The organism is Curtobacterium sp. MCLR17_039 (genome assembly GCF_003234745.1).
Taxonomy (GTDB): Bacteria; Actinomycetota; Actinomycetes; order Actinomycetales; family Microbacteriaceae; genus Curtobacterium; species Curtobacterium flaccumfaciens.
In genome coordinates this window covers 268,566-293,329 of the sequence record NZ_QKTF01000002.1, presented here as the reverse complement: position 1 = coordinate 293,329, position 24,764 = coordinate 268,566, and the positions used below count along the sequence as shown (strand labels likewise).

26 protein-coding genes are annotated in these 24,764 nt (G+C 72.4%); 3 read left to right on the top strand and 23 right to left on the bottom strand.

The genetic code is table 11. The features are described from left to right. Positions 1 to 105 precede the first annotated feature (105 nt). From trpC to DEJ00_RS03275, 10 genes are all read right to left on the bottom strand, one after another. A complete protein-coding gene (trpC, locus tag DEJ00_RS03320; protein WP_027465722.1) occupies positions 106 to 891 on the bottom strand; it encodes an indole-3-glycerol phosphate synthase TrpC in 786 nt (261 codons plus the stop codon). Between the two features lie 19 nt (positions 892 to 910). Beyond that, positions 911 to 1,150 carry an HGxxPAAW family protein gene (locus DEJ00_RS03315; protein ID WP_017887200.1) on the bottom strand — a complete coding sequence of 80 codons (240 nt, stop codon included), beginning with the start codon at positions 1,148 to 1,150 and terminating at the stop codon, positions 911 to 913. Further along, positions 1,147 to 1,845 carry a Trp biosynthesis-associated membrane protein gene (locus DEJ00_RS03310; RefSeq protein ID WP_027465723.1) on the bottom strand — a complete coding sequence of 233 codons (699 nt, stop codon included), beginning with the start codon at positions 1,843 to 1,845 and terminating at the stop codon, positions 1,147 to 1,149. Before DEJ00_RS03310 ends, DEJ00_RS03315 begins: the two co-directional genes overlap by 4 nt. Beyond that, a complete protein-coding gene (locus DEJ00_RS03305; RefSeq protein WP_111056406.1) occupies positions 1,842 to 3,386 on the bottom strand; it encodes an anthranilate synthase component I in 1,545 nt (514 codons plus the stop codon). Before DEJ00_RS03305 ends, DEJ00_RS03310 begins: the two co-directional genes overlap by 4 nt. Then, the gene (gene hisI / locus DEJ00_RS03300) at positions 3,383 to 3,781 is read right to left on the bottom strand and encodes a phosphoribosyl-AMP cyclohydrolase (protein ID WP_110864563.1); all 399 of its coding nucleotides are present in this window, start codon (positions 3,779 to 3,781) and stop codon (positions 3,383 to 3,385) included. Before hisI ends, DEJ00_RS03305 begins: the two co-directional genes overlap by 4 nt. 25 nt (positions 3,782 to 3,806) lie before the next feature. Next, on the bottom strand, positions 3,807 to 4,577 hold the full coding sequence (gene hisF / locus DEJ00_RS03295) for an imidazole glycerol phosphate synthase subunit HisF (protein WP_111056405.1): 771 nt from the start codon (positions 4,575 to 4,577) through the stop codon (positions 3,807 to 3,809). Continuing rightward, entirely contained in the window at positions 4,574 to 5,413 is an 840-nt protein-coding gene (hisG, locus tag DEJ00_RS03290; RefSeq protein WP_027465727.1) for an ATP phosphoribosyltransferase, read from the bottom strand. The genes hisF and hisG overlap by 4 nt, the downstream gene beginning before the upstream one ends. Before the next feature lie 58 nt (positions 5,414 to 5,471). Then, positions 5,472 to 5,735 (bottom strand): phosphoribosyl-ATP diphosphatase, encoded by a 264-nt coding sequence (locus tag DEJ00_RS03285; protein WP_027465728.1) that lies wholly within the window; start codon positions 5,733 to 5,735, stop codon positions 5,472 to 5,474. Positions 5,736 to 5,836: 101 nt separating this feature from the next. Next, on the bottom strand, positions 5,837 to 6,496 hold the full coding sequence (gene rpe / locus DEJ00_RS03280) for a ribulose-phosphate 3-epimerase (RefSeq protein WP_110864565.1): 660 nt from the start codon (positions 6,494 to 6,496) through the stop codon (positions 5,837 to 5,839). A 72-nt stretch (positions 6,497 to 6,568) separates the two neighbouring features. Further along, positions 6,569 to 7,168: a TetR/AcrR family transcriptional regulator gene (locus tag DEJ00_RS03275; protein ID WP_111056404.1), complete on the bottom strand. Its 600-nt coding sequence runs from the start codon at positions 7,166 to 7,168 to the stop codon at positions 6,569 to 6,571. 62 nt (positions 7,169 to 7,230) lie between these two features. Between DEJ00_RS03275 and DEJ00_RS03270 the strand changes: the two genes are divergently transcribed. Next, complete coding sequence (locus DEJ00_RS03270; RefSeq protein ID WP_111056403.1) at positions 7,231 to 7,884, top strand: NAD(P)-dependent oxidoreductase; 654 nt, start codon at positions 7,231 to 7,233, stop codon at positions 7,882 to 7,884. Positions 7,885 to 7,908: 24 nt separating this feature from the next. On the opposite strand, the gene DEJ00_RS03265 is transcribed toward DEJ00_RS03270, so the two are convergent. Beyond that, a complete protein-coding gene (locus DEJ00_RS03265) occupies positions 7,909 to 9,477 on the bottom strand; it encodes an RsmB/NOP family class I SAM-dependent RNA methyltransferase (protein WP_258373515.1) in 1,569 nt (522 codons plus the stop codon). Then, positions 9,474 to 10,409, bottom strand: a complete 936-nt coding sequence (fmt, locus tag DEJ00_RS03260) for a methionyl-tRNA formyltransferase (RefSeq protein WP_111056402.1) — start codon at positions 10,407 to 10,409, stop codon at positions 9,474 to 9,476. Before fmt ends, DEJ00_RS03265 begins: the two co-directional genes overlap by 4 nt. Positions 10,410 to 10,543: 134 nt before the next feature. Between fmt and DEJ00_RS03255 the strand changes: the two genes are divergently transcribed. Together DEJ00_RS03255 and DEJ00_RS03250 are read left to right on the top strand one after the other, a co-directional pair. Next, entirely contained in the window at positions 10,544 to 10,873 is a 330-nt protein-coding gene (locus tag DEJ00_RS03255; RefSeq protein ID WP_111056401.1) for a hypothetical protein, read from the top strand. 14 nt (positions 10,874 to 10,887) lie between these two features. Next, on the top strand, positions 10,888 to 11,343 hold the full coding sequence (locus tag DEJ00_RS03250) for a DUF4383 domain-containing protein (protein ID WP_071403720.1): 456 nt from the start codon (positions 10,888 to 10,890) through the stop codon (positions 11,341 to 11,343). Positions 11,344 to 11,465: 122 nt separating this feature from the next. On the opposite strand, the gene DEJ00_RS03245 is transcribed toward DEJ00_RS03250, so the two are convergent. The 11 genes from DEJ00_RS03245 to pyrR are packed head-to-tail and all read right to left on the bottom strand — an operon-like array spanning position 11,466 to position 24,758. Then, the gene (locus DEJ00_RS03245; RefSeq protein WP_111056400.1) at positions 11,466 to 13,448 is read right to left on the bottom strand and encodes a primosomal protein N'; all 1,983 of its coding nucleotides are present in this window, start codon (positions 13,446 to 13,448) and stop codon (positions 11,466 to 11,468) included. Between the two features lie 8 nt (positions 13,449 to 13,456). Further along, positions 13,457 to 14,668 (bottom strand): methionine adenosyltransferase, encoded by a 1,212-nt coding sequence (metK, locus tag DEJ00_RS03240; RefSeq protein ID WP_110858970.1) that lies wholly within the window; start codon positions 14,666 to 14,668, stop codon positions 13,457 to 13,459. 5 nt (positions 14,669 to 14,673) lie between these two features. Further along, the gene (rpoZ, locus tag DEJ00_RS03235) at positions 14,674 to 14,937 is read right to left on the bottom strand and encodes a DNA-directed RNA polymerase subunit omega (RefSeq protein ID WP_017887186.1); all 264 of its coding nucleotides are present in this window, start codon (positions 14,935 to 14,937) and stop codon (positions 14,674 to 14,676) included. 27 nt (positions 14,938 to 14,964) lie between these two features. Then, positions 14,965 to 15,888 carry a guanylate kinase gene (gene gmk, locus DEJ00_RS03230; RefSeq protein ID WP_232536487.1) on the bottom strand — a complete coding sequence of 308 codons (924 nt, stop codon included), beginning with the start codon at positions 15,886 to 15,888 and terminating at the stop codon, positions 14,965 to 14,967. Continuing rightward, a complete protein-coding gene (gene pyrF / locus DEJ00_RS03225) occupies positions 15,885 to 16,769 on the bottom strand; it encodes an orotidine-5'-phosphate decarboxylase (protein ID WP_258373514.1) in 885 nt (294 codons plus the stop codon). Before pyrF ends, gmk begins: the two co-directional genes overlap by 4 nt. Positions 16,770 to 16,780: 11 nt before the next feature. Next, positions 16,781 to 20,074: a carbamoyl-phosphate synthase large subunit gene (gene carB, locus DEJ00_RS03220; protein ID WP_111056398.1), complete on the bottom strand. Its 3,294-nt coding sequence runs from the start codon at positions 20,072 to 20,074 to the stop codon at positions 16,781 to 16,783. Continuing rightward, entirely contained in the window at positions 20,074 to 21,273 is a 1,200-nt protein-coding gene (gene carA, locus DEJ00_RS03215; RefSeq protein WP_111056397.1) for a glutamine-hydrolyzing carbamoyl-phosphate synthase small subunit, read from the bottom strand. Before carA ends, carB begins: the two co-directional genes overlap by 1 nt. Further along, a complete protein-coding gene (locus DEJ00_RS03210) occupies positions 21,270 to 21,833 on the bottom strand; it encodes a hypothetical protein (protein WP_051596738.1) in 564 nt (187 codons plus the stop codon). Before DEJ00_RS03210 ends, carA begins: the two co-directional genes overlap by 4 nt. Continuing rightward, a complete protein-coding gene (locus DEJ00_RS03205; protein WP_111056396.1) occupies positions 21,830 to 23,188 on the bottom strand; it encodes a dihydroorotase in 1,359 nt (452 codons plus the stop codon). The genes DEJ00_RS03210 and DEJ00_RS03205 overlap by 4 nt, the downstream gene beginning before the upstream one ends. Then, positions 23,185 to 24,159 (bottom strand): aspartate carbamoyltransferase catalytic subunit, encoded by a 975-nt coding sequence (locus tag DEJ00_RS03200; protein ID WP_027465742.1) that lies wholly within the window; start codon positions 24,157 to 24,159, stop codon positions 23,185 to 23,187. Before DEJ00_RS03200 ends, DEJ00_RS03205 begins: the two co-directional genes overlap by 4 nt. Further along, positions 24,159 to 24,758, bottom strand: coding sequence for a bifunctional pyr operon transcriptional regulator/uracil phosphoribosyltransferase PyrR (gene pyrR / locus DEJ00_RS03195; protein ID WP_017887177.1), 600 nt, complete (start codon positions 24,756 to 24,758; stop codon positions 24,159 to 24,161). The genes DEJ00_RS03200 and pyrR overlap by 1 nt, the downstream gene beginning before the upstream one ends. Positions 24,759 to 24,764 lie beyond the last annotated feature (6 nt).

Below are 24,764 nucleotides of genomic sequence, written 5' to 3'. Positions count from 1 at the left end.
CGACGCGGCCGGTGGGCCGCGTCGGACGGGTGGAACGTGCGGCCGCGGTCGGCGGCCTCGATGCGTGGGCGGTCCGGGCCGCCGGTCAGCGGTCCGGTGAGCCGGTCAGGCCTGGTCGGCGGCGTCGACGAACGACGCCAGGGTCGCGGCGGGGTCGTCACCCGTCACGAGCGCTTCGCCGACCAGCACGACGTCGGCGCCGGCTGCCCGGTAGTGGGCGACGTCGGCCGGACCGGAGACCGCGGACTCGGCGACCCGCACGACCCCGGTGGGGATGCGGTCGGCGAGCGACCCGAACAGGTCGCGGTCGAGCGAGAAGTCGGTCAGGTCACGGGCGTTGACGCCGAGGATGCGGGCGCCGGCGTCGAGGCCACGCGTGACCTCGTCACCGGAGTGCGCCTCGACCAGCACGCGCATGCCGAGTTCTTCGGCCAGGGTGTGCAGTTCGACCAGGCGGGCCTGTTCGAGCGCCGCCACGATGAGCAGCACGACGTCGGCTCCGGACGCCCGGGCCTCGATCACCTGGTACGGGTCGGCGATGAAGTCCTTGCGGAGCACGGGGACCCCGACGCGGGCCTTCACGGCTTCGAGGTCGGCGAGACTGCCGAGGAACTTGCGGCCCTCGGTCAGGACGCTGATCGTCGAGGCCCCACCACGCTCGTAGTCGGCGGCGAGGGCAGCCGGGTCGGCGATCGCGGCCATCGACCCGCGGGACGGGCTGGCGCGCTTGACCTCGGCGATGATCTTCACCCGGTCGCCCGGGCTCAGGAACGCGAGGGCGTCGAGCGGCGACGCCACCCGGTCGAGGTCGCGTTCGACGTCCGAGTACGGACGGTCGACACGACGGGCGGCGGCGTCCTCGAGCGCGCCCGCGACGAGGGTCTCGAGCACGTTCGGCATCGGGAGACCCCTACTCGCCGTGGTGCTTGGGGACGAACTTCGGACCGTCGACGCCGTAGCCGGCCTTCTTCATCACGCCACCGACGATGAGGCCGATGAGGACGACGCCAGCGGAGGCCCAGACGCCCCACGGCTGGTCGAACCAGAAGAACAGCGTGCCTGCCGCGAATCCGATCAGCATGATCACGACGGCGGTCCAGGCGGCCGGCGAGTGGCCTTCGCCGAGTTCTGCGGGCTCAGTGTTGCTCACGGTGCTCCTCGTTCTGCTCCGGCGTCGTCGGTCGAGCGACGCCCTGTCGATCCTACCGTGTCGTCACTCGGCGCCCCCGCGCCCGCGCCGTCGGCGGTGGTCGGGTCCACGCCCGCGCTCAGGTCGTCCCAGTCGACGACCGCGTCGCGCTGGACGGGTGCTGCCGCGCGTGCCGCCGCGGCGGCTCCGGCGGTCGCTGCGCCGTACTTCCGGCTCGGGCCGGGCCAGGCACGCTGGACCACGATGACGACCACACCGAGCAGCACGGCGAGCACGCCGCCCGCGATCCCGACGGCGGGCCACGGGCTCACGGAGACGCTCGACACGACACCGCGGACGGCGCCGAGGTCACTGACCCCGGCGACCTCGCCGACGGCACCGCGTGCAGCGGCGATCGGGTCACGGAGTGCGGTGATCCCGCTGACGACGACCCCGAGGCCGAGCAGGATCTCGACGGCGGCGAGCACGATGCGCAGCACACGTCCGGCGATGGTCATCGCCAGGAAGAGCGCGAGGCTCGCGATCGCCAGCGCGGTGTACTGCGGCACGACCGCCGCCCCGTCGGCCGAGACCGTCGAGGTGACGGCGGCGCCCGCGTGCAGGCGCACGGTGAACCAGGTCTGGGTCCAGGCGAGCATGATGACGCCGGCGACCAGGAGCCCGGCGACGACGACGATCGGACGCGATCGCTTCACGAGCGGACCTCGCGCATCCGGTTGGCCGTGGCGACGGCACGCAGCGGGGCGGCGGCCTTGTTGACCGCCTCGACGTGCTCGGTCTCCGGGTCGGAGTCCGCGACGAGTCCGGCACCGGCCTGCACGCGGGCGACGCCGTCCTTGATCAGGGCGGTGCGGATCGCGATCGCCAGGTCGGCGTCACCGGCGAAGTCGAAGTACCCGACGACACCGGCGTACGCACCGCGCTTCGCCGGCTCGAGCTCGTCGATGATCTCGAGCGCACGCGGCTTCGGCGCGCCCGAGAGCGTGCCGGCCGGGAACGTCGCCCGGAACACGTCGATCGCCGAGGCGTCGGGACGCACCCGCCCCTCGACGCTCGACACCAGGTGCATGATGTGGCTGAACCGCTCGACGGTCATGAACTCGGTGACGCTGACGGTGCCCGGCTCGCACACCTTCTGCAGGTCGTTGCGGGCGAGGTCGACGAGCATCAGGTGCTCGGCGCGCTCCTTCGGGTCGCCGAGCAGGTCCTCGCCGAGGTGGACGTCCTCTTCCGGGGTCGCACCACGCGGGCGCGACCCGGCGATCGGGTGCGTGATGGCGCGGTCGCCCTGCACCTTGACCAGCGCCTCCGGGGACGCGCCGACGATCCAGAACCGCTCGTCGGCGGTATCCGCGAGGGCGAGGAAGTACATGTACGGGCTCGGATTCAGCGTCCGGAGCACCCGGTAGACGTCGAGCGGGTCGGCCGTGACCTCGTGGTCGAACCGCTGCGAGATGACGACCTGGAACACGTCACCGTCGCGGATGAAGCCCTTCGAGCGCTCGACGGCCGCCATGTAGTCGGCCGGGCTCGTGCGGTGGGTCGGGTTCGGCTCGGCGATCTCGAACGCCTCGGCGACGGTCGCGACGCTCGGCTGCACCAGGTCGCCCTGCATGCGGTCGAGGCGCTGCTGCGCGTCCGCCCAGAGGGTGTCCGCGTCGTCGGTGCCGTCGTTCAGCACGCTCGCGACCAGCAGCACGAGACCGGTGCGGTGGTCGAGCGCGGCGAGTTCGGAGACGAACGACAGCGCCTGTCCGGGCACGTCGAAGTCGGCCGGCGGCACGTTCGGCAGGTGCTCGAGCTGGCGCACGGCCTCCCACCCGATGAAGCCGACGGTCCCGCCGACGAGCGGCGGCGAGCCGGGCACGCGGGGCGTCGCCCAGCGCTCGTGCAACCGTGCGAGGACCTCGAGCGGGGCACCGTCGAGCGACCCGACGGCGCGCTCGGCGTCGATGCCGGTGTCGATCCAGGCCGCGCGGTCGCCCTCCTGGGTCAGGACGCCGAAGCTCCGCACGCCGACGAACGACCAGCGCGACCACAGGCCACCCTGACCGGCGGACTCGAGCAGGAAGGACCCGGGGCGGCCGTCGGCGAGCTTGCGGTAGACGCCGACCGGCGTCTCGCTGTCGCCGTACAGCGCACGGACGACCGGCAGGACGCGGTGGTCGCCGAGCAGGCCGTCGAACTCCGGTCGGGAGGTCGTGTGCGGGGTCTCGGAGATCGTCGCGGTGGTCATCGGGTCGGCTCCACGGCCGTGTCCGCCGGGGCGGACATGGTCACGGGCGCGAGCGGGTCGACGTCGAAGCACCGGTGCGCACCGGTGTGGCACGCCGCCCCGACCTGCTGCACCGTGACGAGGAGCGTGTCGTCGTCGCAGTCCAGCGCGGCACCGCGGACGTACTGGGCGTGTCCCGACGTGTCGCCCTTCCGCCAGTACTCGTTCCGCGACCGCGACCAGAAGGTCACACGGCCTTCGGTGAGGGTGCGGCGGAGGGCTTCCCGGTCCATGTAGCCGAGCATGAGGACGTCCTTCGACGATTCCTCCTGCACGATGGCGGGGAGCAGGCCGTCCGCACCGAAGTGTGCGCGGTCGAGGACCGCCTCGGTGTCGGTGCTGGTGCTGTCGGTCATGAGGCTCCTAGCCTACGGCGGCGGATCAGCGGACGGTGTGGCCGGTCGCGCGGAGCGCGGCCTTCACGTCCCCCACGGTCATCTCGCCACGGTGGAAGACACTGGCGGCGAGGACTGCATCCGCTCCCGCGTCGACGGCCGGGGCGAAGTGCTCGACGCGACCCGCGCCTCCCGAGGCGATCACCGGGACGGACGAGACGGCGCGCACCGCGGCCACCAGTTCGAGGTCGAACCCGTTCTTCGTGCCGTCGGCGTCGATGGAGTTGACGAGCAGTTCCCCCGCGCCGCGCTCGACGGCCTCGCGTGCCCACGCGATGGCGTCGAGGTCGGACTCGGTCCGCCCGCCGTGGGTGGTGACCACGAAGCCCGACGGCATCCGGTCGGATCGCTTGACGTCGAGCGACAGCACGACGGCCTGGGCACCGAACCGGTCGGCGATCTCCCCGATGAGCTCGTGCCGGGCGATCGCTGCGCTGTTCACGCCGATCTTGTCCGCGCCGCACTGCTGCAGGCGCGAGACGTCGTCGACGCTGCGCACCCCACCACCGACGGTGAGCGGGATGAAGACCTGCTCGGCCGTCCGGGTCACGGTGTCGTACATCGTCGCCCGGTTCTCGACCGTGGCGCCGACGTCGAGGAAGGTCAGCTCGTCGGCACCCTGCTCGTAGTACCGAGCCGCGAGCTCGACGGGGTCACCGGCGTCCTGCAGGTCGAGGAAGTTGACGCCCTTGACGACGCGGCCGCCCTTGACGTCGAGGCACGGGATGACCCGGACCGACACGCCACCGGCGGTCACAGGCGTGCGGCGTGGATCGGGCTGACGAGGATCGCCCGGGCGCCGAGGTCGTAGAGCGCGTCCATGATGAGGTTCGCGTCGTCCCGCGGGATCATCACGCGGACGGCCGCCCAGTCGCGGTCGTGCAGCGGCGACACGGTTGGCGACTCGATGCCGGACGCCACCGCCGTCGCCTGCTCGAGCAGGGCCGTGGGGACGTCGTAGTCGAGCATCACGTAGCCACGGGCGACGAGGACGCCCTGCAGGCGTCGGCGGAGCACGTCGATGCCGGGGATGGTCTCGTCGGTGGAGACGAGCACCGCGGTCGACTCGAGGATCACCGGGCCGAAGATCTCGAGGCCCGCCTGCCGGAGCGTGCTGCCCGTCGACACGACGTCGGCCACGGCGTCGGCGACCCCGAGCCGGACGGCGCTCTCGACCGCGCCGTCGAGCTTCACGAGCGTGGAGCTGACCCCGTGCTCGGCGAGGAACGCACCGACCAGTCCGGGGTAGCTCGTGGCCACACGCACGCCGTCGAGGTCCTGCAGCGAGGCGAACCGACCCGGGGTGCCGGCGAACCGGAAGGTGGAGTCGGCGAAGCCGAGCGCGTCGACCTCGTGCGCCTCGGAACCGGAGTCGAGCAGCAGGTCGCGGCCGGTGATGCCGACGTCGAGCGCGCCGGACCCCACGTACGTGGCGATGTCCCGCGGGCGGAGGAAGAAGAACTCGACGCCGTTGCGCTCGTCGAGCAGGTGCAGCGCCTTCGGGTCGCGGCGGCCGGCGTACCCGGCCTCCCGCAGCATGTCGGACGCGGTCTCGGACAGGGAGCCCTTGTTGGGCACGGCGATGCGGAGCATCAGTGGGTCTGCTTTCTGTGGGGTCGTCGGCGGTCGTCGGTGCGCCGGGCGGCGCTTCCTACAGATGTCGCCAGACGTCCGCCGGGGTGAGCCCCTTGGCGACCATGAGGACCTGGAGGTGGTAGATCAGCTGCGAGATCTCCTCCGAGGTGCGCTCGTCGCCCTCGTACTCGGCCGCCATCCAGACCTCGGCGGCTTCTTCCACGATCTTCTTGCCGATCTGGTGCACGCCGGCGTCCAGTTCGGCGACGGTGCCGGAGCCCTCGGGGCGCGTACGCGCCTTCTCGGTGAGCTCCTGGAACAGGTCGTCGAACGTCTTCACGGGGTCCAGGCTACCGGTCTCCGCCGACGCGGCCGACGCACCGTCCGGACGGGAGGCAGTGGTCGCCTCGGTGACGCCGGTGCGCTCCGGCGCTCCCCCGGTCACGAGCGCGCCCGGGCGGCAGCCTCGCGCAGGTCGGCGATGCGCGCGGCGGGTTCGCCGCCGTACACCGCGGAGCCCGCCACCAGGGTGTCGGCACCGCTCCGCACGGCTTCGGGCACGGTGTCGACCGCGATCCCGCCGTCCACCTCGAGCCAGACGTCGAGCCCGGACGCGTCGACGGCGGCGCGGGCGTCGGCGAGCTTCGGCATCACCGACGGCATGAAGGACTGGCCGCCGAACCCGGGCTCGACAGTCATCAGCAGGATCATGTCGTAGGCGTCGAGGTGGTGCAGCACCTGCGTGATCGGGGTACCGGGCTTCACGGCGACGGCGGCCCGGGCACCGTTCGACCGGATCGCCGCGGCGGTCGCCACCGGGTCGTCGGCTGCCTCGAAGTGGAACGTGACGCTCGACGCACCCGTCTCGGCGTACTTCGGCGCGTTGCGGTCGGCATCGGTGATCATCAGGTGCACGTCGAGCGGCACCGGCGACACCTGCTGCAGGCGCTGCACGATCGGCAGCCCGAGCGTCAGGTTCGGGACGAAGTGGTTGTCCATCACGTCGACGTGCACCAGGTCGGCGGTCTCGATGCGCTGGAGTTCGCGCTCGAGGTTCGCGAAGTCGGCGGACAGGATGCTCGGCGAGATGCGGATCGTCACCGGGCAAGCCTACCGGCGTGCGCCTGCCTGGCTGCGCTGCCCGGGTGCGCGCGGCGCCGTCCGGGGGCGGGGTCAGCCGTCGCCGAGGGCGCGCGTGCCGAGGTCGGACCGGAGCATCGTCCCGAGTGCTGCTTCGACCAGCCGCTCGCCCTGCGGGCGGTCGATCCGGCGCGACACGACGAGGCCCGCGATCCCCTGCATGGTCGCGGCGAACAGGAGCTTGAAGGTGGTCCGGGCGTCCTCGCCGGGCTCCGGCGCGGACGCTCCGAGCGCGCCGTCGAGCACGGCGAACAGCGATTCGGCGGCGGTCTGCACGGGGCCGGACCGGCCGGCCGTCGACGCCTGGAACATGAGCTCCATGAGCGCCGCGTCGTCGATGGCGAAGTCGACGTACGCCATGGCGACCCGACGGAACCGGTCGTCGAGGTCGCCCGAGCCGGAGAGGGCCCGGCGCACCGCGGTGGTCAGTCGCTCGAAACCGAGCACGGCGAGGGCGTCGAGGAGTGCCTGGCGGTCGACGAAGTGGCTCCGCGGCGCACCGTGGCTGACCCCGGCGCGCCGCGCCAGGTCACGGAGGGACAACCCGTCGACGCCGTCCTCGCGCAGGACCTGGACGGCCTCGTCGAGCAGCACGGCCCGCAGGTTCCCGTGGTGGAAGGGACGCTCCGGCATGGGGAGAGCCTATCGCAGTACTAGGCATTGCCTATTTTCTAGTCATTGCCTAGATTGGGTGGATGACACCTCGACAGCACCTGCTCGTGTTCGGCGCGACCGGACAGACCGGCCAGCACTTCACCCGGCTCGCACTCGATGCCGGACACCGTGTCCGCGCCGTCGTCCGGACACCGTCGAAGCTGGCGGTCCAGCACGACGACCTGCAGGTCGTGCAGGGCTCGGTCACCGACGGCCTCGACCTCGACGCGCTGCTCGAGGGCGTGACGGGCGTGGTTGTGATGCTCGGGGACGTCGCCGCGCAGCGCAAGCGACCGGTCAACACCGCGTTCGTCCGCACGCTCGTGCCGGCCATGCGCCGGAGCGGCACCCGGCGGCTGCTCTACCAGGCCGGTGGGCTGAGTGCGCCTCCCGGCAAGCGGCTCGCGCCCGTGCTCCGCCTCGTCCGGTCGACGCTCGCGCGGGAGTACATCGGACAGCACGCGGACAACGAGTCGGTGATGCGCTACCTCGACGCCGAGGCGCAGGACATCGCCTGGACGGTCCACCGCGCCGGCATCGGTTCGGACGGCCCATCCAAGGGCGAGCTGCGCCGCTCGGCGCGGTGGATCAGCATCGGTACCTTCCGGGACTGCGCCGCGTACAACCTGCGCACCTTGTTCGACGACACGGCCGTGCACACGTGCGACGGCAGTGCCTACCGACGGTCGCGCTGAGCCCGATCCCGGTCGGCGGGGTGGTCAGTCGACGCGACGGAACAGCGCGATGAACATCGCGTCCGTCCCGATGCGGTGCGGCCACAGCTGCGCCGTGGCACCGTCGGCGATCTCGGGGTCACGTGCGGCGACACCCCGGACGATCGTGGCAGTGTCGAGCTGCTCGAGCCGGTCGCTGTGCCGCCCCATCAGCGCGTCGACCTGCCCGCGGGTCTCGGCCAGGTGCGGCGAGCACGTCACGTACGCCAGGGTCCCACCCGGTGCGAGCACCCGGACGGCGGCGTCGAGCAGTTCGGTCTGCAGGGCAGCGAGCTCCTCGACGTCCTCGGGGAGCTTCCGCCAGCGTGCCTCCGGTCGACGACGCAGCGCGCCGAGCCCGGTGCACGGTGCGTCGAGCAGGATGCGGTCGAAGGTCATCCCGGTGCCGTCGCGTCCGTACCGACGGGCGTCGCCCTCGACGACCCGCACGTGGTCACCGAACACGCCGAGGGCGTTCCGCACGAGTCCGGCGCGGGCGGGCACGAGCTCGTTGGCGACCAGGGTCGCCCCGCCCTGCTGCGCCTCGGCGGCGAGCAGCGCGGCCTTGCCGCCGGGCCCGGCGCACATGTCGAGCCACCGCTCCCCCGCACGCACGTCCGACGAGCGGCTCAACGCCAGCGCGGCGAGCTGCGACCCCTCGTCCTGCACGCGCAGGCGTCCGGCGGCGACGCCCGGCACGCGCGCCGGGTCGCCGCTGATGCCGCGGATGCCGACGGGCGACACCGGCGCGGCGTCCGCCTGCACGACGGGCTCGTCGGCCCGGACGGGAGGCACGGTGCCGGTCGCGCCGTCGGCCTCCGGTTCGTCGTCCGCGGGCACCAGGGCCGCGGGCACGTCGTCCGCACCGGTCGCGTCGGCGAACGCGGCGTCGGTGTCGTCGTCTGGGGAAGTGCGGGCGGTCGCCGTGGCGATGTCCTCGTCGGTGGCGAGTCCGGGCAGGGCCGCGAGCTGCACCCGGGGTGCGGCGTTGTCGGCGGCGAGCAGGGCGGCGAGCTCGTCGCGGGAGCGTTCCGCGGCCAGGGCGTCGCGGAGCGCCGAGACGACCCAGACGGGGTGCGACCAGCGGGTGGCGAGCAGGGCGTCCCCGGCGCGGCCCTCGGTGATCAGGGCGTCCCACTCCTGATCGGTGCGGGCGGCGATCTTGCGCATCACGGCGTTCACGAACCCGGTCGCGCGGCGGGCACCGACCTCGCGGGCGAGCTCGACCGTGGCGTCGACGGCGGCGTGCGTCGGCGTGCGCATGGCGAGCAGCTGGTGCGCACCGAGGCGCATCACGTCGAGGACGTCCGCCTCGATGTTCTCGGCCCGGCGACCGGAGGCCAGCGCGATGATCACGTCGTAGCGGCCGAGCATCCGGATCGACCCGTAGGTGAGCTCGGTCGCGAACCCGGCGTCGCGGGCGGTGAGCCCGGCGCGGCGGATGCGCGTCGGCAGCAGCAGGTTCGCGTAGGCGTCGTCGACCTGCACGGCGCGGAGCACGTCGAACGCCACGCGGCGGGCGCTGGCCGGACGCGGGCCGCGGCGGGCACCCTGGGGCTTCGTCTGGGGGCTCATGCGAGGACCTTCCCGTCCAGTTCGCCGAGGCCACGGGCCCAGGCGGCGGCGTCCATCGCCTTCTTGCCGGCCGGCTGCACCTCGAGCAGCACCAGCGGGGTGTCGGCGGTCCCGACCAGCAGCCGACCGCCGTGGAGTGCGAGCGCACCCGGCGCGAGCGACGGGGCGGGGTCCTGCGTGCCTCCCGGCTGGAGGGTGCTGCGGAGCAGCTTCACGCGGGTCTCGCCCAGGTGGGCGTACGCGCCGGGCTCGGGCGTGACCCCGCGCAGCCGCGCGTGCACGACGGTGGCGGGCGCGGCGAAGTCGATGCGGCCGTCGTCGATCGTGAGCTTCGGTGCGAGCGTGGGCTCGCCGGACTGTTCGGTCGCGACGGCGGTGCCGTCGGCGATGGCGTCCACGACGTCCGCCACCACGTCGGCGCCGACCTCGGCCATCGCCGCGAGGACCTCGCCCGAGGTCGCCTCGGGGTCGATCTCGAAGGGCCGCGCGGCGTAGACCGGGCCGGCGTCGAGCGCCTCGACCAGCTGGAAGACCGTCGCGGCGGTCCGGGTGTCGCCGGCCATCACCGCACGCTGCACGGGAGCAGCACCGCGGTACGCCGGCAGGTCGGAGAAGTGCAGGTTGATCCAGCCGTGCCTCGGGGCGTCGAGCGCCGGGCGGCGGAGCAGTGCACCGTAGGCGACGATCACGCCGAGGTCGACGTCGAGGTCCGCGATCCGGGCGGTGACGGCGTCGTCGACGCGCGAGGCCTCGATGACCGGCAGTCCGAGCTCCGCGGCGACGACGGCCACCGGGGTCGGGGTGAGGACACGCTTGCGGCCCTGCGGGGTGGCCGGCCGCGTGAGCACCGCGACGATCTCGTGGTCGGACGCCGCCAGACGGCGGAGGGTGGGGACGGCCGCAGCGGGGCTGCCGGCGACGACGAGACGCATGGGTTCGATCCTCCCACGCCGACGGGCCCACCCGACCCCCACCGCCTGTCCGGAGCACGCGGTGCTCGGCACTGCCTGTGCACCAGCAGAGCGTGGGCTGCGTACGTTCTGGCGGTATCGGAGGAAGGAGCACCATGACCGACCGAGACCTGCCCATCCCGGACTTCGACCACGTCCCGCTCGGCAACCTGACGGAGCACCTGACGGCCCTCGACCGCGAGCAGCTCGAGGTGCTGCTCGACCACGAGAACGCCCACGGCGCACGGTTGCCGGTGCTGGAGCGGATCCGTCACCGGATCGAGGCCCTGGACGGCGGTGCGGAGCCGACCGGTTCCGTGCCGGAGCAGCTCCCCGAGACGTCTGCGGGGGCCTCGGCACCAGCGGACGTCACGCCGGCCACCGCCGGTCCGACGATCAACCCGCCGTCCCACGGCGTGCCCACCAACCCCGCGCAACCGCGCTGAGATCAGGAGACACCATGAGTGACGTCACCACCGCCACCAACCGCTACGCCGGTTCGTCCGTCCAGAAGGCCGCCCTCGTGGTCGGCATCGTGTTCCTGCTCGTCGGGATCGCCGGGTTCGTCCCCGGCATCACGACCGGCGACCTGGCCGGGGCCGGACACGAGTCGATGGGCATGCTGCTCGGCATCTTCCAGGTGTCCGTGCTGCACAACATCGTGCACCTGCTGTTCGGCGTCGTCGGACTGCTCGCCGCCAACCGTGCCTCCGGCTCGCGGATGTACCTGGTGATCGGCGGGATCGTCTACTTCGTGCTGTGGATCTACGGCCTGTTCACCGCCGGCCACAGCTCGGGTGCGAACTTCGTCCCGCTGAACAACGCCGACAACTGGCTGCACCTCGTCCTCGCCATCGGCATGGTCGCCCTCGGCGTCGTGCTGCCGCGGGAGCGTCGCCGGCCCGCCAACGCCTGACCGACCCGCACCAGTCGGTCGCCGCACGGCGGCAGACCCCGAACGACACCGCCGACGTCCCACGACGTCGACGGTGTCGCTCTGCGTCGTGCAGCAATCGGACCCGCCCGGGCCCGACGGCGTCAGACCTCGGAGAACGGTTCGGCGTCGTCCAACCGCACCCGCAGCGTCGGAGCGGCCCGTCGGCGGTTGCCGCCCTTGAGCACCCGCCGGGTCGACGAGCGCCGGATGACCTCGGCCTTGAGCGTGGCGGCGACCTCGGCCCCGTGCGCGTACGGGAACCGCACGATCGCCCGGACCGTGCCCGGCAGGGCGTCGTCCTCGACCGGGACCGGGCCGAGCACCGGACCGACGACGGCGTCGCCGAGCGCTTCGACCGCCGCGGTGACGGCTTCGTCGGTACCGGTCATCGTCGCCACCCGGACCGCCGGCGGGAAGTGGAGTTCGCGGCGGTCGGTCAGCTCGTCGTGCGCGGGTCCGTCGAGTCGCCACAGGGCCATCGCCGAGGCCAGCCGCCCGCCGATCCCGACCAGGTACACCTCGGCCCCGGGAGACGACTTCGCCGCCGCGTTCGTCCAGAAGCGCAGGACGTCCTCCTGCACGCGCAGCCCCTCGCGGGCGAGCATCTTCTCACCGTCCAGCAGCAGGACGCAGGCGTAGCCCCCCGGCACCGACGGCTCGGCCCCACGGGTGGCGACGACGACGGACGGGCGGGCGGGGACCTCGTCGAGCGGGCGAGAGCCGTCGGCGACGACGATCCGCGTGCCCGGGAACGCCCGCCCGAGTTCGTCGGCGGTCCGTTGCGCTCCCTGGCCGACCGGCTTCACGGTGCCGTTGCCGCACGTCGGGCAGCGGAACCCGACGGCCAGCGCTCCGCAGAAGCGGCACTGGGGCGTGGCGCCACGGTGCGGGCTGCCGAGCGGCCCGCCGCAGACCCGGCAGTGCGCGCGTTCGCCGCACTCGGCACAGACCAGCCCGGTGCCGAAGCCGGGGCTCGCGACCTGCACCAGGACGGCACCGTGCTGGCTGGCCTCGCGCGCGGCACGCCACGCGGAGCTCGGGATGCGCGCCTGCGCGGCGAACCCCTCGGCCCCGGTCTGCTGCACGGTGGGGATGACCTTCGGGGTCTTCACGCGGTACGGCACGACGTCCTGCAGCCACTGCAGCTCGACCAGGCGCTGCACGTCGGTGCTGCGCGCGTGTGAGACGAACAGCAGCGCGGCACCGGACTGGGCGGCCCGCACCAGGGCGACGTCGCGCGTGTGCACGTAGGGCGCCCGCTGCTCGATGAACGAGGCATCGCCGTCGTCCCACATGGCGATCAGGCCGAGCGCCGTCGCCGGTGCGTACATCGCCGTGCGGTTGCCGATCGCGACCACCGGGTGCGTGCGGGCCTGCAGCAGTGCCTTCGCGCGCTGCCCGTTCGTCTGCTTGGCGTCGAACCGCACCACCCGCTCCGGCGGCAGCACGGCGAGCAGGGCACGCTCGAGGTCGATGACGTCGCGGAAGTCCGGAACGGCGATCACCGCGGACTGCTCGGCCGCCATCGTGTGCGCGGCTGCCTGGGCGAGCGTCGCGGCCCACCCCGGGACCCAGACCGGCGCGTCCGCGTCGCCCATCGCCACGGGCTGGGGCACGGCGGCGACCGCAGCGCGTCCGTGCTCCGTCACCACGGCCTCCAGGACGCCGTCGGCGTAGCCGGTGACGGGCGGGGCGGTCACCGGCGGCGGCGACCACGCGGTGTCACGGGCAAGCCAGGCCTTCTCGGCGCGCACCTGCCGCGGGGGCACGGCGAGGCGCAGGACGTCGGAGGCGACCCCCGCGGCCCGGTCGGCGACGGCGCGCGCGAGGGTCCAGATCTCCGGCGCCAGGACGGGCACCGGGGACAGGACGGCCTCGATCTGGCTCAGCTCACCTGGGTACTCACCCTCGGTGACGATCTCGACCACGTAGCCGTCGGACATCCGCGCCCCGGTGCGCAGCGGCACCTTGACGCGGACCCCCGCGACGCAGTCGTCCTCGAGCTCGGCCGGTACCCGGTAGTCGAACAGACGGTCCAACTGCGGGAGCGGCGAGTCGAGGACGACGCGCGCGACGGTGGTCACGCGGTGCTTCAGACGGTCGCGGCGACGAGTCCTGCGGCGGCGCGGAGTTCCTCGACACGGTCGAGCTGCTCCCACGTGAACCCGGGGAGCTCGCGGCCGAAGTGGCCGTAGGTCGCGGTCTGCGCGTAGATCGGTCGGAGCAGGTCGAGGTCGCGGATGATCGCGGCCGGACGCAGGTCGAACACCTGGCGGATGGCGGCCTCGATCGTGGCGTCGTCGACGTGTCCGGTGCCGAAGGTCTCGACGTAGAGCCCGACGGGCTTCGCACGGCCGATCGCGTACGCGACCTGCACCTCGAGCCGGTCGGCGAGCCCCGCGGCGACCGCGTTCTTGGCGACCCAGCGCAGCGCGTACGCCGCCGAACGGTCGACCTTCGACGGGTCCTTGCCGCTGAACGCGCCGCCACCGTGACGGGAGGCCCCGCCGTAGGTGTCGACGATCACCTTGCGGCCGGTCAGCCCGGCGTCGCCCTGGGGGCCGCCGATCTCGAAGCGACCGGTCGGGTTCACGATGACGTCGACGTGCGACGAGTCGAGGTCGACCAGGTCGAGGACCGGACGGATCACGTGCTCGGTGATCGCGGCGGTGAGCTCGTCGAGCGTGACGCTCGGCGAGTGCTGCGTGGAGAGCACGACGGTCTCGACGGTCTTCGGCACGACGCCGTCGTACCCGATGGTGACCTGCGTCTTGCCGTCCGGGCGCAGGAACGACAGCTCGCCCGACTTCCGGACCGCGGCCAGCCGCTCGGCCAGGCGGTGCGCCAGCCAGATCGCGACCGGCATGTACTCGGGCGTCTCGTTCGTCGCGAAGCCGAACATGATGCCCTGGTCGCCGGCGCCCTGGCGGTCGAGCGGGTCGACCGCACCGGTGCGGGAGTCGAGCGACTCGTCCACACCCTGCGCGATGTCCGGCGACTGCGCACCGATCGAGACCTCGACACCACAGGTGGCACCGTCGAACGAGACGTCCGACGAGTTGTAGCCGATGCCGGTGATGACGTCACGGACGAGCTTGGGGATCTCGACGTAGCCGGAGGTCGTGACCTCGCCGGCGACGTGCACGAGCCCGGTGGTCACCATCGTCTCGACGGCGACGCGCGCGTTCGGGTCGACCGTCAGCAGTGCGTCGAGGATGCTGTCCGAGATCTGGTCGCAGATCTTGTCGGGGTGCCCCTCGGTCACCGACTCGGACGTGAAGAGGCGGAGAGCAGCTGCAGTCACCGGGATCAGTCGGTGGGCTGCTGCTGCTTGGTGACGGTGAGCTTGTCCTCGTTGATCTCGTGGAGCGCGACGGACAGCGGCTTGTCGTCGATCGTCGAGTCGACGAGCGGTCCGACGTTGTCGAAGAGCGAGCCCTCGTGCAGGTCGGCGTAGTAGTCGTTGATCTGGCGAGCGCGCTTGGACGCGAAGATGACGAGCGCGTACTTCGACTCGACCTTGCTGAGCAGGTCGTCGATGGGCGGGTCGATGATGCCCTGGGGGTTGGCCATGGTGTCTCCTCGAAGTCAGTGCACCCGTCAGGGCGCAGAGAACAAGTCTACGACCTCACGTGCCGCGGTGCCGACATCGGAGTTCACGATCCGCACGTCGAACTCGTCCTGGGCGGCCAGCTCGACCTTCGCGGTCTCGAGGCGACGCGCTTGTTCCTCCGCGGATTCGGTCCCACGGCCGATGAGCCGGCGCACCAGTTCCTCCCACGTCGGGGGCAGCAGGAACACGAGCACCGCCTCGGGCATGGCGTCGCGGACCTGCCGGGCGCCCTGCAGGTCGATCTCGAGCATGACCTTCTCGCCGGCGTCGAGCGCGCGGTCGATCGGCGGGCGCGGGGTGCCGTAGCGGTACGAGTTGTGGACGGTCGCCCACTCGAGCAGCTCGCGGTCGCGGATCATGCGGTCGAACTCGTCGTCGTCCACGAAGTAGTAGTGCACGCCGTCGACCTCGCCGGGGCGCGGCTTCCGGGTGGTGGCGGAGACGCTGAGGTTGACGTCCGGGTAGTGCTGTCGGATGTGTGCGCTGACCGTGCCCTTGCCGACCGCGGTGGGTCCGGCGAGCACGACGAGCTTCGAGGCACCACGCTTGCGACCGCGGGCGGCGAGCCAGTCGGCCAGGGCCGCGCGCTGCCGGGTCCCCAGGCCACCGAGGCGCTTCGACGGTGCGATCCGCAGGGACCCCATGATCGCCTCGGCTCGCGCGGGGCCGATGCCCGGCAGGCTCACCAGCAGGTCACGGACCCGCAGCGAGCGTTCGGCCGAGGTCGTCTCGACCAGCGAGTCGTCCCACGCGGCACGGGCGACGTCGAGCGCGGAGCGCTCCCCCGACGCGATCGCGGCCTTCACCGCGGCCCGGGCGCGTCGCGCGGCCACGGCGGCCTTCGCCGCGGCGACGCGGTCGACCTCTGGCGGGGTGCGGTGGGCGGGCAGGCCCTCGTGGTCGTCGGTCACGCTGCCGCCGCCAGTGCGGTGCGGATGCGATCGGCGCGGTCGGCGACGAGCGCCGCGGCACCGTCCGGACCGTCGGTCAGCAGGCCGCGCGACTCGCTCACGAGCACCTGCTCGGCACGCGCGCCGTACAGCGCACGGAGGTCCTCGATGCGGGCGCCCTGGGCACCGAAGCCCGGTGCGAGGACCGGCGCGGTGCCGATCGCGTCCGCGTCGATGCCGAAGTCGTCGAGGTGAAGGGTCGCGCCGAGCACGAGCCCGACGTCGCCGAGGGCCTGATCGCCCACGGACCGGTTGTCGTCTGCCACGTCCAAGACGATACCGGCCGCGACCGTCCGGCCGGTACGCGGTCCCTCGGCGAGCACCGCGGTCTGCAGTACCCGGGCCTCGGGGTTGCTCGTCGCCGCGAGCACGAAGACCCCGGCACCGTTCCGGCGCGCGACGTCGATCGTGCCCCGGAGCGAGCCGTACCCGAGGTACGGCGACACGGTCATCGCGTCGGCCGCGAACGGCCCGTCGCGGTCGAGCCACGCGAGCGCGTAGTCGTCACCGGTGGTCCCGATGTCGCCCCGCTTCACGTCGGCGACGACCAGGAGGCCCGCATCGCGTGCCCGGCGGATCGTCGCGTCGAGCGCACGGTAGCCCGCAACCCCCGCCGCCTCGAAGAAGGCGACCTGCGGCTTCACGATTGCCGCGCGGCCGGCGGCCGCGTCGACCAGCGTCGCGCCGAACGCCGTGAGGCCCTGCTCGTCGCGGGCGAGCCCCCACGCCGCCAGGGTGGCGGCGTGGGGGTCGATCCCGACGCAGAGCGGTGAACGCTCCCCCATGGCGGACGCGAGGCGGTCGCCGAAGGAGGCCGGGCCTCCCGACCGGGGCGTGTCCACGATGGCAGCCGTCACCAGGTCGCGCGCTCGCGCGCGTAGTCCTGCAGGCTGCGGACGTTGAGCGGCGAACCGATCGTCTCGATCGCCGCGACGGCCGCCCCGATCTGCGCGATCGTCGTGAACAGCGGCTTGTCCGCCGCCACCGTGGCGGCGCGGATCTCGTACCCGTCCGCACGACCGGCGGCACCAGACGGCGTGTTGATGACGATGTCGACCTCGCCCGTGGCGAGCAGGTCGACGACGCTCTCGCCACCCTGGCTGTACTTGCCGACGATCCCGACCTCGATGCCGTTGCGGCGGAGGATCTCCGCCGTGCCCTCGGTCGCGATGATCGTGAAGCCGAGCTGCTGCAGGCGGTGCACCGGCAGCACGATCGCGCGCTTGTCGGTGTCGGCGACGCTCACGAAGACCGTGCCGCTGGTCGGCAGGCCGCCGTACGCGGCGTCCTGCGACTTGAGGAACGCCCGCGGGAAATCGCGGTCGATGCCCATGACCTCGCCGGTGGAGCGCATCTCGGGGCTGAGCACCGAGTCGACGACCTGGCCCTCGCGGGTGCGGAAGCGACGGAACGGCAGCACGGCTTCCTTCACGGCGACCGGCGACTGCGCGGGCACGAACGCGCCGTCGCGCTCGGGCAGCATGCCCTCGGCGACGAGCTCGGCGACCGTGGTGCCGGTCATGATGCGGGACGCGGCCTTGGCCAGCGGGATGCCGAGCGCCTTCGAGACGAAGGGCACCGTGCGGCTGGCGCGCGGGTTCGCCTCGAGGACGTAGAGCACGCCGGCGCCGATGGCGAACTGCACGTTGAGCAGGCCCTGCACGCCGATGCCGCGGGCGATCTTCTCGGTCGCGTCGACGACGCCCTGGATCTCCGCGCGGCCGAGGCCGACCGGGGGCAGGGTGCACGCCGAGTCGCCGGAGTGGATGCCGGCCTCTTCGAGGTGCTCCATGATGCCGCCGATGTACAGCCGCTCGCCGTCGAAGAGCGCGTCCACGTCGATCTCGACGGCGTCGTCCAGGAACCGGTCGACCAGCAGCGGGAGCTCCGGGCCGATGATCGCCTGGTCGGCCATCCGGTCGAAGTAGTCCGCCAGCGACGGGGAGTCGTACAGGATCTCCATGCCGCGGCCGCCGAGCACGAACGACGGGCGGACGAGGACGGGGTACCCGATCTCCTCGGCCACCGTGGTCGCGCTCGCCAGGTCGTGGGCGGTGCCGTTGCGCGGTGCGAGCAGGCCGGCGGCGTCGAGGATGGCGGAGAACTGCCCGCGCTCCTCGGCCGAGTCGATCGCGGTGGGGCTGGTGCCGAGGATCGGGATGCCCGCGGCCTCGAGCGGCTTCGCCAGGCCGAGGGCGGTCTGACCACCGAGCTGCACGACGACACCGACGAGCTCGCCGGACGCGGCCTCGGCCTCGATGACCTCGAGGACGTCCTCGGCGGTCAGGGGCTCGAAGTACAGGCGGTCCGAGGTGTCGTAGTCGGTCGACACGGTCTCGGGGTTGCAGTTGATCATGATCGTCTCGAACCCGGCGGCGCTCAGCGCGAAGGACGCGTGCACGCAGGAGTAGTCGAACTCGACGCCCTGCCCGATGCGGTTCGGGCCGGAGCCGAGGATGACGACCTTCTTGCGGTCGCTCGGGACGACCTCGGTCTCGGTGTCGTACGACGAGTAGTGGTACGGCGTCAGGGCCGGGAACTCGCCGGCGCAGGTGTCGACCGTCTTGAAGACGGGCCGGATGCCCTGGGCGTGCCGCTCGTCGCGGACCTGCTGCTCGGAGACCGGTGCCGCGTCCGAGCTGCGCAGGCTCGCGATCTGGGTGTCGCTGAAGCCGTGCTCCTTCGCCCAGCGCAGGGTGTCCGCGTCGAGGGTGTCGGCGGCACGGACCTCGTCCGCGACCTCGTTGATGAGCACGATCTGGTCGATGAACCAGGGGTCGATCTTGGTGGCCTCGAAGACCTCGTCCGCGGTGGCGCCCGCGACCAGGGCCTGCTGGACCGTCACGATGCGACCGTCGGTCGGGATCGACGACTTCGCCAGCAGGGCGTCCTTGTCGAGCTCGGCCGCCGGGGTGTCCCAGTGGAAGCTCGACCCGCGCTTCTCGAGCGAGCGCAGCGACTTCTGCAGTGCGGTGGCGTAGTTCCGGCCGATGGCCATCGCCTCGCCGACGCTCTTCATCGTCGTGGTGAGGGTGGCGTCGGCGGCCGGGAACTTCTCGAACGCGAACCGCGGGGTCTTCACGACCACGTAGTCGAGCGTCGGCTCGAAGCTCGCCGGGGTGACCTTCGTGATGTCGTTCTCGATCTCGTCGAGCCGGTAGCCGATGGCGAGCTTCGCCGCGATCTTGGCGATCGGGAAGCCCGTGGCCTTCGACGCGAGGGCCGACGAGCGTGACACGCGGGGGTTCATCTCGATGACGATGACGCGGCCGTTGGACGGGTCGACGGCGAACTGGATGTTGCAGCCGCCGGTGTCGACACCGACGCGACGGATGATGTCGATGCCGATGTTCCGCATGTTCTGGTACTCGCGGTCGGTCAGGGTCAGCGCGGGGGCGACCGTGATCGAGTCACCGGTGTGGACACCGACCGGGTCGACGTTCTCGATGGAGCAGATGACGACGGTGTTGTCGTAGTTGTCGCGCATCAGCTCGAGCTCGTACTCCTTCCAGCCAAGGATGGACTCCTCGAGCAGGACCTCGGTCGTCGGGCTGGACTGCAGCCCGTCGCCGACGAAGCGGACGAGTTCGGCCTCGTTGTAGGCGAAGCCCGAGCCGAGGCCGCCCATGGTGAAGGACGGGCGGACGACCAGCGGGTACCCGAGGTCCTTCGCGAACTCCTTCGCTTCTTCGAGCGTGTGCGCGATGTGGCTGCGGGCGACGTCGGCGCCCGATTCGAGCACGAGCTCCTTGAAGAGCTGGCGGTCCTCGCCGCGCTGGATCGCCTCGACCTTGGCACCGATGAGCTCGACGCCGTGCTTGGTGAGGATGCCGGCCTCGTCGAGCGCGATGGCCGCGTTCAGGGCCGTCTGGCCGCCGAGGGTCGGCAGGACGGCGTCCGGCTTCTCGATGCGGATGATCTCCTCGAGCGACGCGTTCGTGATCGGCTCGATGTAGGTCGCGTCGGCGAAGTCGGGGTCGGTCATGATCGTCGCCGGGTTCGGGTTGACCAGGATGACCCGGACGCCCTCGGCCCGGAGGACGCGGCACGCCTGGGTGCCGGAGTAGTCGAACTCGGCGGCCTGACCGATGACGATCGGGCCGGAACCGATGACGAGGACGGAGTTGATGTCTGCGCGCTTGGGCATCAGTTCGCTTCCTTGGTGATGTCTGCTGCGGGGGTCGTGGCATCGGCGGTGGCCGCGTCGAGCGGCTCCCCGTCGCGACGCTCGCGCACCATGTCCGCGAACCGGTCGAAGAGGTACATGCTGTCGTGCGGTCCGGCGGCGGCCTCGGGGTGGTACTGCACGCTGAACGCCGGCACGTCGAGCGCGCGGAGGCCCTCGACCACGTTGTCGTTCAGCGAGTAGTGCGAGACCTCGACCCGACCGAACCCGGCCGGGGACTCGAGGACCTCGCCGAGGGGCGCGTCGACCGCGAAGCCGTGGTTCTGGCTCGTGATCTCGACCTTGCCCGTGGTCGTGTCGAGCACCGGCTGGTTGATGCCGCGGTGGCCGAAGGGCAGCTTGTAGGTGCCGAAGCCGAGCGCGCGGCCGAGCAGCTGGTTGCCGAAGCAGATGCCGAAGAACGGCCGGCCGGTGCGCAGGCTGTCCTGCAGCAGTTCGACCTGCGCGTCCGACGCGGCGGGGTCGCCGGGGCCGTTCGAGTAGAACAGGGCGTCGGGTGCGAGGGCTTCCAGCTCCGGAGCGGAGATGTCCTGCGGCACCACGTGCACCTCGAAACCGCGCGCGGCGAGGTACCGGGTGGTGGACGCCTTCACACCGAGGTCGAGCACGGCCAGGGTGCCGATCTGCTCGCCCTCGGCGGGGACGACGTAGGTCTCCGGGGTGGACACGACCGCCGAGAAGCTCGCACCGGCCATCGTCGCCTGCGACACGACCGCGTTCAGCTGCTCCGACTCCGGCAGTGCGGCGTCCGCACCGCTGAAGACGCCGCCCTTCATGGCGCCGGCGTCACGGATGCGGCGGGTGAGTGCGCGAGTGTCGATGCCAGAGATACCGACGATGCCGTCGCGCACCAGGTGGTCGTCGAGCGTGGCGTTCGCGCGGTGGTTCGACACCACGCGGCTGGGGTCGCGCACCACGTACCCGGCGACCCAGATGCGACGGGACTCGGGGTCCTCGTCGTTCACGCCCGTGTTGCCGATGTGCGGCGCGGTCTGCACCACGATCTGCCCGGCGTAGGAGGGGTCGGTCAGCGTCTCCTGGTAGCCGGTCATGCCGGTCGCGAAGACCACCTCACCGAGCGTGCGCCCACGGGCGCCGTAGGCCCAGCCGTCGTACCGGGTGCCGTCTTCGAGGACCAGGACGGCCCGTTCGCGTGTCATGCTTTCTTCCCTTCGCCCGCGGTTCGCGGAGCATCGGCCGCAGTCGCCTGCGGCCCGGTCTCGGTCAGTCCCTGCAGGGCGTGCAGCGCGGCTGCGTCGCCCTCCGGGAACCGGAAGTAGGTGTCCAGGTCCGTCGCACCTGCGGCGCCGGTCGCCGTCCATCGCAGACGGACCAGTCCCCCGGGTTCGACCACTCGGTCGATCGCCCACGTGGAGCGGTCGGCACCGCGGACCGCGTCACGCGCGATCCAGCGGTCGTCCGTGCCGGCGAGGCGCATCACCACGCCGGTCGCGTGGACCGTCACCCCGCCGCGGCCGCGGAACCCGAGGCCGCCTGCGGTGATGCGTTCCAACGGCTGGTCGGCACGGGTCGTCGCGACGGTGAACCCGTCCCACGACCCGACCGCAGGTGCCAGATCGGCCGGTACCCGGACCGGAGGCACGGCTTCCGCCTGCTTCCTGGTCCGCGTCCGCCAGGTGCGCGCCATCGCCACGAACAGGGCGGCGACCGCGAGCAGGATCACCGCGCCGAGGAGCCAGCGCTGGGCGTCGCCGCTCATGCGCGCGCCCCCGTCCGGAGCGCCGCGGCGTGCGCCGCGATCGTCTCCGCGTCGACGACCACGCCGTCGAGCACCGTCGCGTACCCCTGGTGGAAGGTGGCGACGACCTGGCCCGGCAGCGTCATGCCGAGGTACGGCGAGTTCTGCGACTGCCCGGCGAGGTCGGTGACCGCGAACTCGCGACTGGCCGACGGGTCGTAGAGGGTGATCTCGGCGGGGGCGCCCGCGGCGATCCGCTGCCCGTGCCCCTCGACCTGGCCGATCCGCGCCGGTGCCTCGGACAGCACCCGGGCGACGTCGGCCCAGTCGAGCCGGCCGTCGTCGACCACCGCGGCCTGCACCACGCTCAGCGCCGATTCGAGGCCGACCATGCCGTTCGCGGCGGCGGGCCACTCGCAGCACTTCGCCTCGGCGGTGTGCGGTGCGTGGTCGGTCGCGACGATGTCGATGGTGCCGTCGGCCAGGGCCGCGCGGAGTGCCTCGACGTCCTCGCGGGCGCGGAGCGGCGGGTTCACCTTGTAGCGGGCGTCGTACCCGGGGGCACCGTCGCGGCCGGCGATGAGGTCCTCGGTGAGCACCAGGTGGTGCGGCGTGACCTCGGCCGTGACGTCGATGCCGCGGGACTTCGCCCACCGGATCACCTCGACGCTGCCGGCCGTCGAGACGTGGCAGACGTGCAGGCGTGCTCCGACGTGGTCGGCGAGCAGGACGTCGCGGGCGATGATCGCCTCTTCCGCGACGGCGGGCCAGCCGGCGAGGCCGAGCTCCGAGGACAGTCGGCCCTCGTTCATCTGCGCGCCGATGGTCAGCCGGGGCTCCTGGGCGTGCTGCGCGAGCACCCCGCCGAAGCCCTTGATGTACTCGAGTGCGCGGCGCATGAGCAGCGGGTCGGCCACGCAGGAGCCGTCGTCCGAGAAGACCCGGACCTTCGCCCGGGAGGTCGCCATCGCGCCGATCTCGGACAGGTGCGTGCCCTGCAGCCCCTGTGACACGGCGCCGATCGGGCGGACCGTCACGTAGCCGGCGTCGTCCCCGAGGGCCTGGACCTGCTCGACGACCCCGGCGGTGTCCGCGACGGGGCTCGAGTTCGCCATGGCGTTGACGGCGGTGAACCCGCCGGCAGCCGCGGCACGCGAGCCGGTCAGGACCGTCTCGGACTCCTCGTGACCGGGCTCGCGCAGGTGCGTGTGGAGGTCCACGAGACCGGGCAGGGCGATGAGGCCGTCCGCGTCCACGGTGGTGGCGCCGGCCGTGTCGAGACCGGTCCCGACCGCGGTGATGCGCCCGCCCTCCAGACGGATGTCGGCACGCGAGCCGTCGACCAGCTGCGCGCCACGGATCAGGTGAGCGGTCATGCGGCGGACTCCTTCGCGTCGGTGCCGTTGCCGGCACTGCCCGTCAGGGCGAGGTAGAGGACGGCCATCCGGACCGAGACGCCGTTCTCGACCTGCTCGACGACGGTCGAGCGGGGGTCGTCGGCGGCGACGCCGGCGATCTCGAGTCCGCGGTTCATCGGACCGGGGTGCATGATCAGCGTGCGCTCGGACAGCCGCCCGAAGCGCGCCGCCGTCAGGCCCCAGTGCCGCGTGTACTCGCGCGGGTTCGGGAAGAAGGCGTCGTTCATGCGTTCCTGCTGGATGCGGAGCGTCATGACGACGTCCGGGTCCTCGGCCAGGGCGGTGTCGAGGTCGTGGTGCACCGCGGCGCCGAACGGGGTCGGGGTGGCGGGCAGCAGCGTCGGCGGCGCGGCGAAGGTCACGCTCGCCCCGAGGGTGCGGAGCAGCCACGCGTTCGACCGGGCGACCCGGCTGTGCAGCACGTCGCCGATGATCAGGACGCGCACGCCGTCGAGGCCCTGGCCGCGTGAGCCGGCGCCGTGCAGGCGGCGGCGCATGGTGAAGGCGTCGAGCAGCGCCTGCGTCGGGTGCTCGTGGGTCCCGTCACCGGCGTTGACCACGGGGACGTCGATCCAATCGGCGTCGGCGAGCACCCGCGGGGCGCCCGAGGCACCGTGGCGCATGACGATGCCGTCGATGCCCATCGCGCCGAGGGTCTGCACGGTGTCCTTCAGGGATTCGCCCTTCGAGACGCTCGAGCCCTTCGCGGCGAAGTTCAGGACGTCGGCGGACAGGCGCTTCGCGGCGGCCTCGAACGAGATGCGCGTGCGCGTGGAGTCCTCGAAGAACAGGTTCACCACGGTCTTGCCGCGCAGGGCCGGGAGCTTCCGGACCTCGCGCGTGTTGACCTCGGCCATCTCCTCGGCGACGTCGAGGATGTGGACGGCCTGGTCGCGGGACAGGTCGGCGGTGGAGAGCAGGTGCCGCATCACGCCACCCCCTGCTCGATGAACACGGTGTCGTCGCCGTCGGTCTCGGCCAGGTGCAGCGTGACCCGCTCGTCGGACGCGGTCGGCAGGTTCTTGCCCACGTGGTCCGCGCGGATCGGCAGCTCGCGGTGGCCGCGGTCGACGAGCACGGCGAGCCGGACGGCACGCGGCCGCCCGATGCCCTGCAGCGCGTCGAGCGCGGCGCGGACGGTGCGACCGGAGTAGAGCACGTCGTCGACGAGCACGACGACCTTGCCGTCGATGCCGCCGGCGGGGATGACCGTCCGGTGCGGCGCGCGACCGATGCCGTGGCCGAGGTCGTCCCGGTGCATGGTGACGTCGAGCGTGCCGACACGCTCCGTCCCGATGCCGCCTGCGGCCGAGGACCACTCCGGCTCGATGCCGGCCAGGATCCGGCCGAGGCGCTCCGCCAGGACGGCACCCCGGGTCGGGATGCCGAGGAGCACGAGGTCCGAGCCCCCGTGGTTGGCTTCGAGGATCTCGTGCGCGATGCGTGTCAGGGCACGCGTGATGTCGGGCTGTTGCAGGACCGTTCTGGTTCCCACGTCGACCCCCTTCCCCGCCTCACTGGACGGCATTAAAGG

Coding starts and splice junctions, on each gene's coding strand:
- DEJ00_RS03255 (WP_111056401.1), top strand. CDS start 10,544: ATGACCGACCGAGACCTGCCCATCCCGGACTTCGACCACGTCCCGCTC.
- DEJ00_RS03210 (WP_051596738.1), bottom strand. CDS start 21,833: ATGAGCGGCGACGCCCAGCGCTGGCTCCTCGGCGCGGTGATCCTGCTC.
- hisI (WP_110864563.1), bottom strand. CDS start 3,781: ATGACCGACAGCACCAGCACCGACACCGAGGCGGTCCTCGACCGCGCA.
- DEJ00_RS03205 (WP_111056396.1), bottom strand. CDS start 23,188: ATGACCGCTCACCTGATCCGTGGCGCGCAGCTGGTCGACGGCTCGCGT.
- carB (WP_111056398.1), bottom strand. CDS start 20,074: ATGCCCAAGCGCGCAGACATCAACTCCGTCCTCGTCATCGGTTCCGGC.
- DEJ00_RS03270 (WP_111056403.1), top strand. CDS start 7,231: ATGACACCTCGACAGCACCTGCTCGTGTTCGGCGCGACCGGACAGACC.
- rpoZ (WP_017887186.1), bottom strand. CDS start 14,937: ATGGCCAACCCCCAGGGCATCATCGACCCGCCCATCGACGACCTGCTC.
- DEJ00_RS03305 (WP_111056406.1), bottom strand. CDS start 3,386: ATGACCACCGCGACGATCTCCGAGACCCCGCACACGACCTCCCGACCG.
- DEJ00_RS03265 (WP_258373515.1), bottom strand. CDS start 9,477: ATGAGCCCCCAGACGAAGCCCCAGGGTGCCCGCCGCGGCCCGCGTCCG.
- DEJ00_RS03200 (WP_027465742.1), bottom strand. CDS start 24,159: ATGCGGCACCTGCTCTCCACCGCCGACCTGTCCCGCGACCAGGCCGTC.
- carA (WP_111056397.1), bottom strand. CDS start 21,273: ATGACACGCGAACGGGCCGTCCTGGTCCTCGAAGACGGCACCCGGTAC.
- fmt (WP_111056402.1), bottom strand. CDS start 10,409: ATGCGTCTCGTCGTCGCCGGCAGCCCCGCTGCGGCCGTCCCCACCCTC.
- hisG (WP_027465727.1), bottom strand. CDS start 5,413: ATGCTCCGCATCGCCGTGCCCAACAAGGGCTCCCTGTCCGAGACCGCG.
- DEJ00_RS03250 (WP_071403720.1), top strand. CDS start 10,888: ATGAGTGACGTCACCACCGCCACCAACCGCTACGCCGGTTCGTCCGTC.
- DEJ00_RS03275 (WP_111056404.1), bottom strand. CDS start 7,168: ATGCCGGAGCGTCCCTTCCACCACGGGAACCTGCGGGCCGTGCTGCTC.
- pyrR (WP_017887177.1), bottom strand. CDS start 24,758: ATGCCGTCCAGTGAGGCGGGGAAGGGGGTCGACGTGGGAACCAGAACG.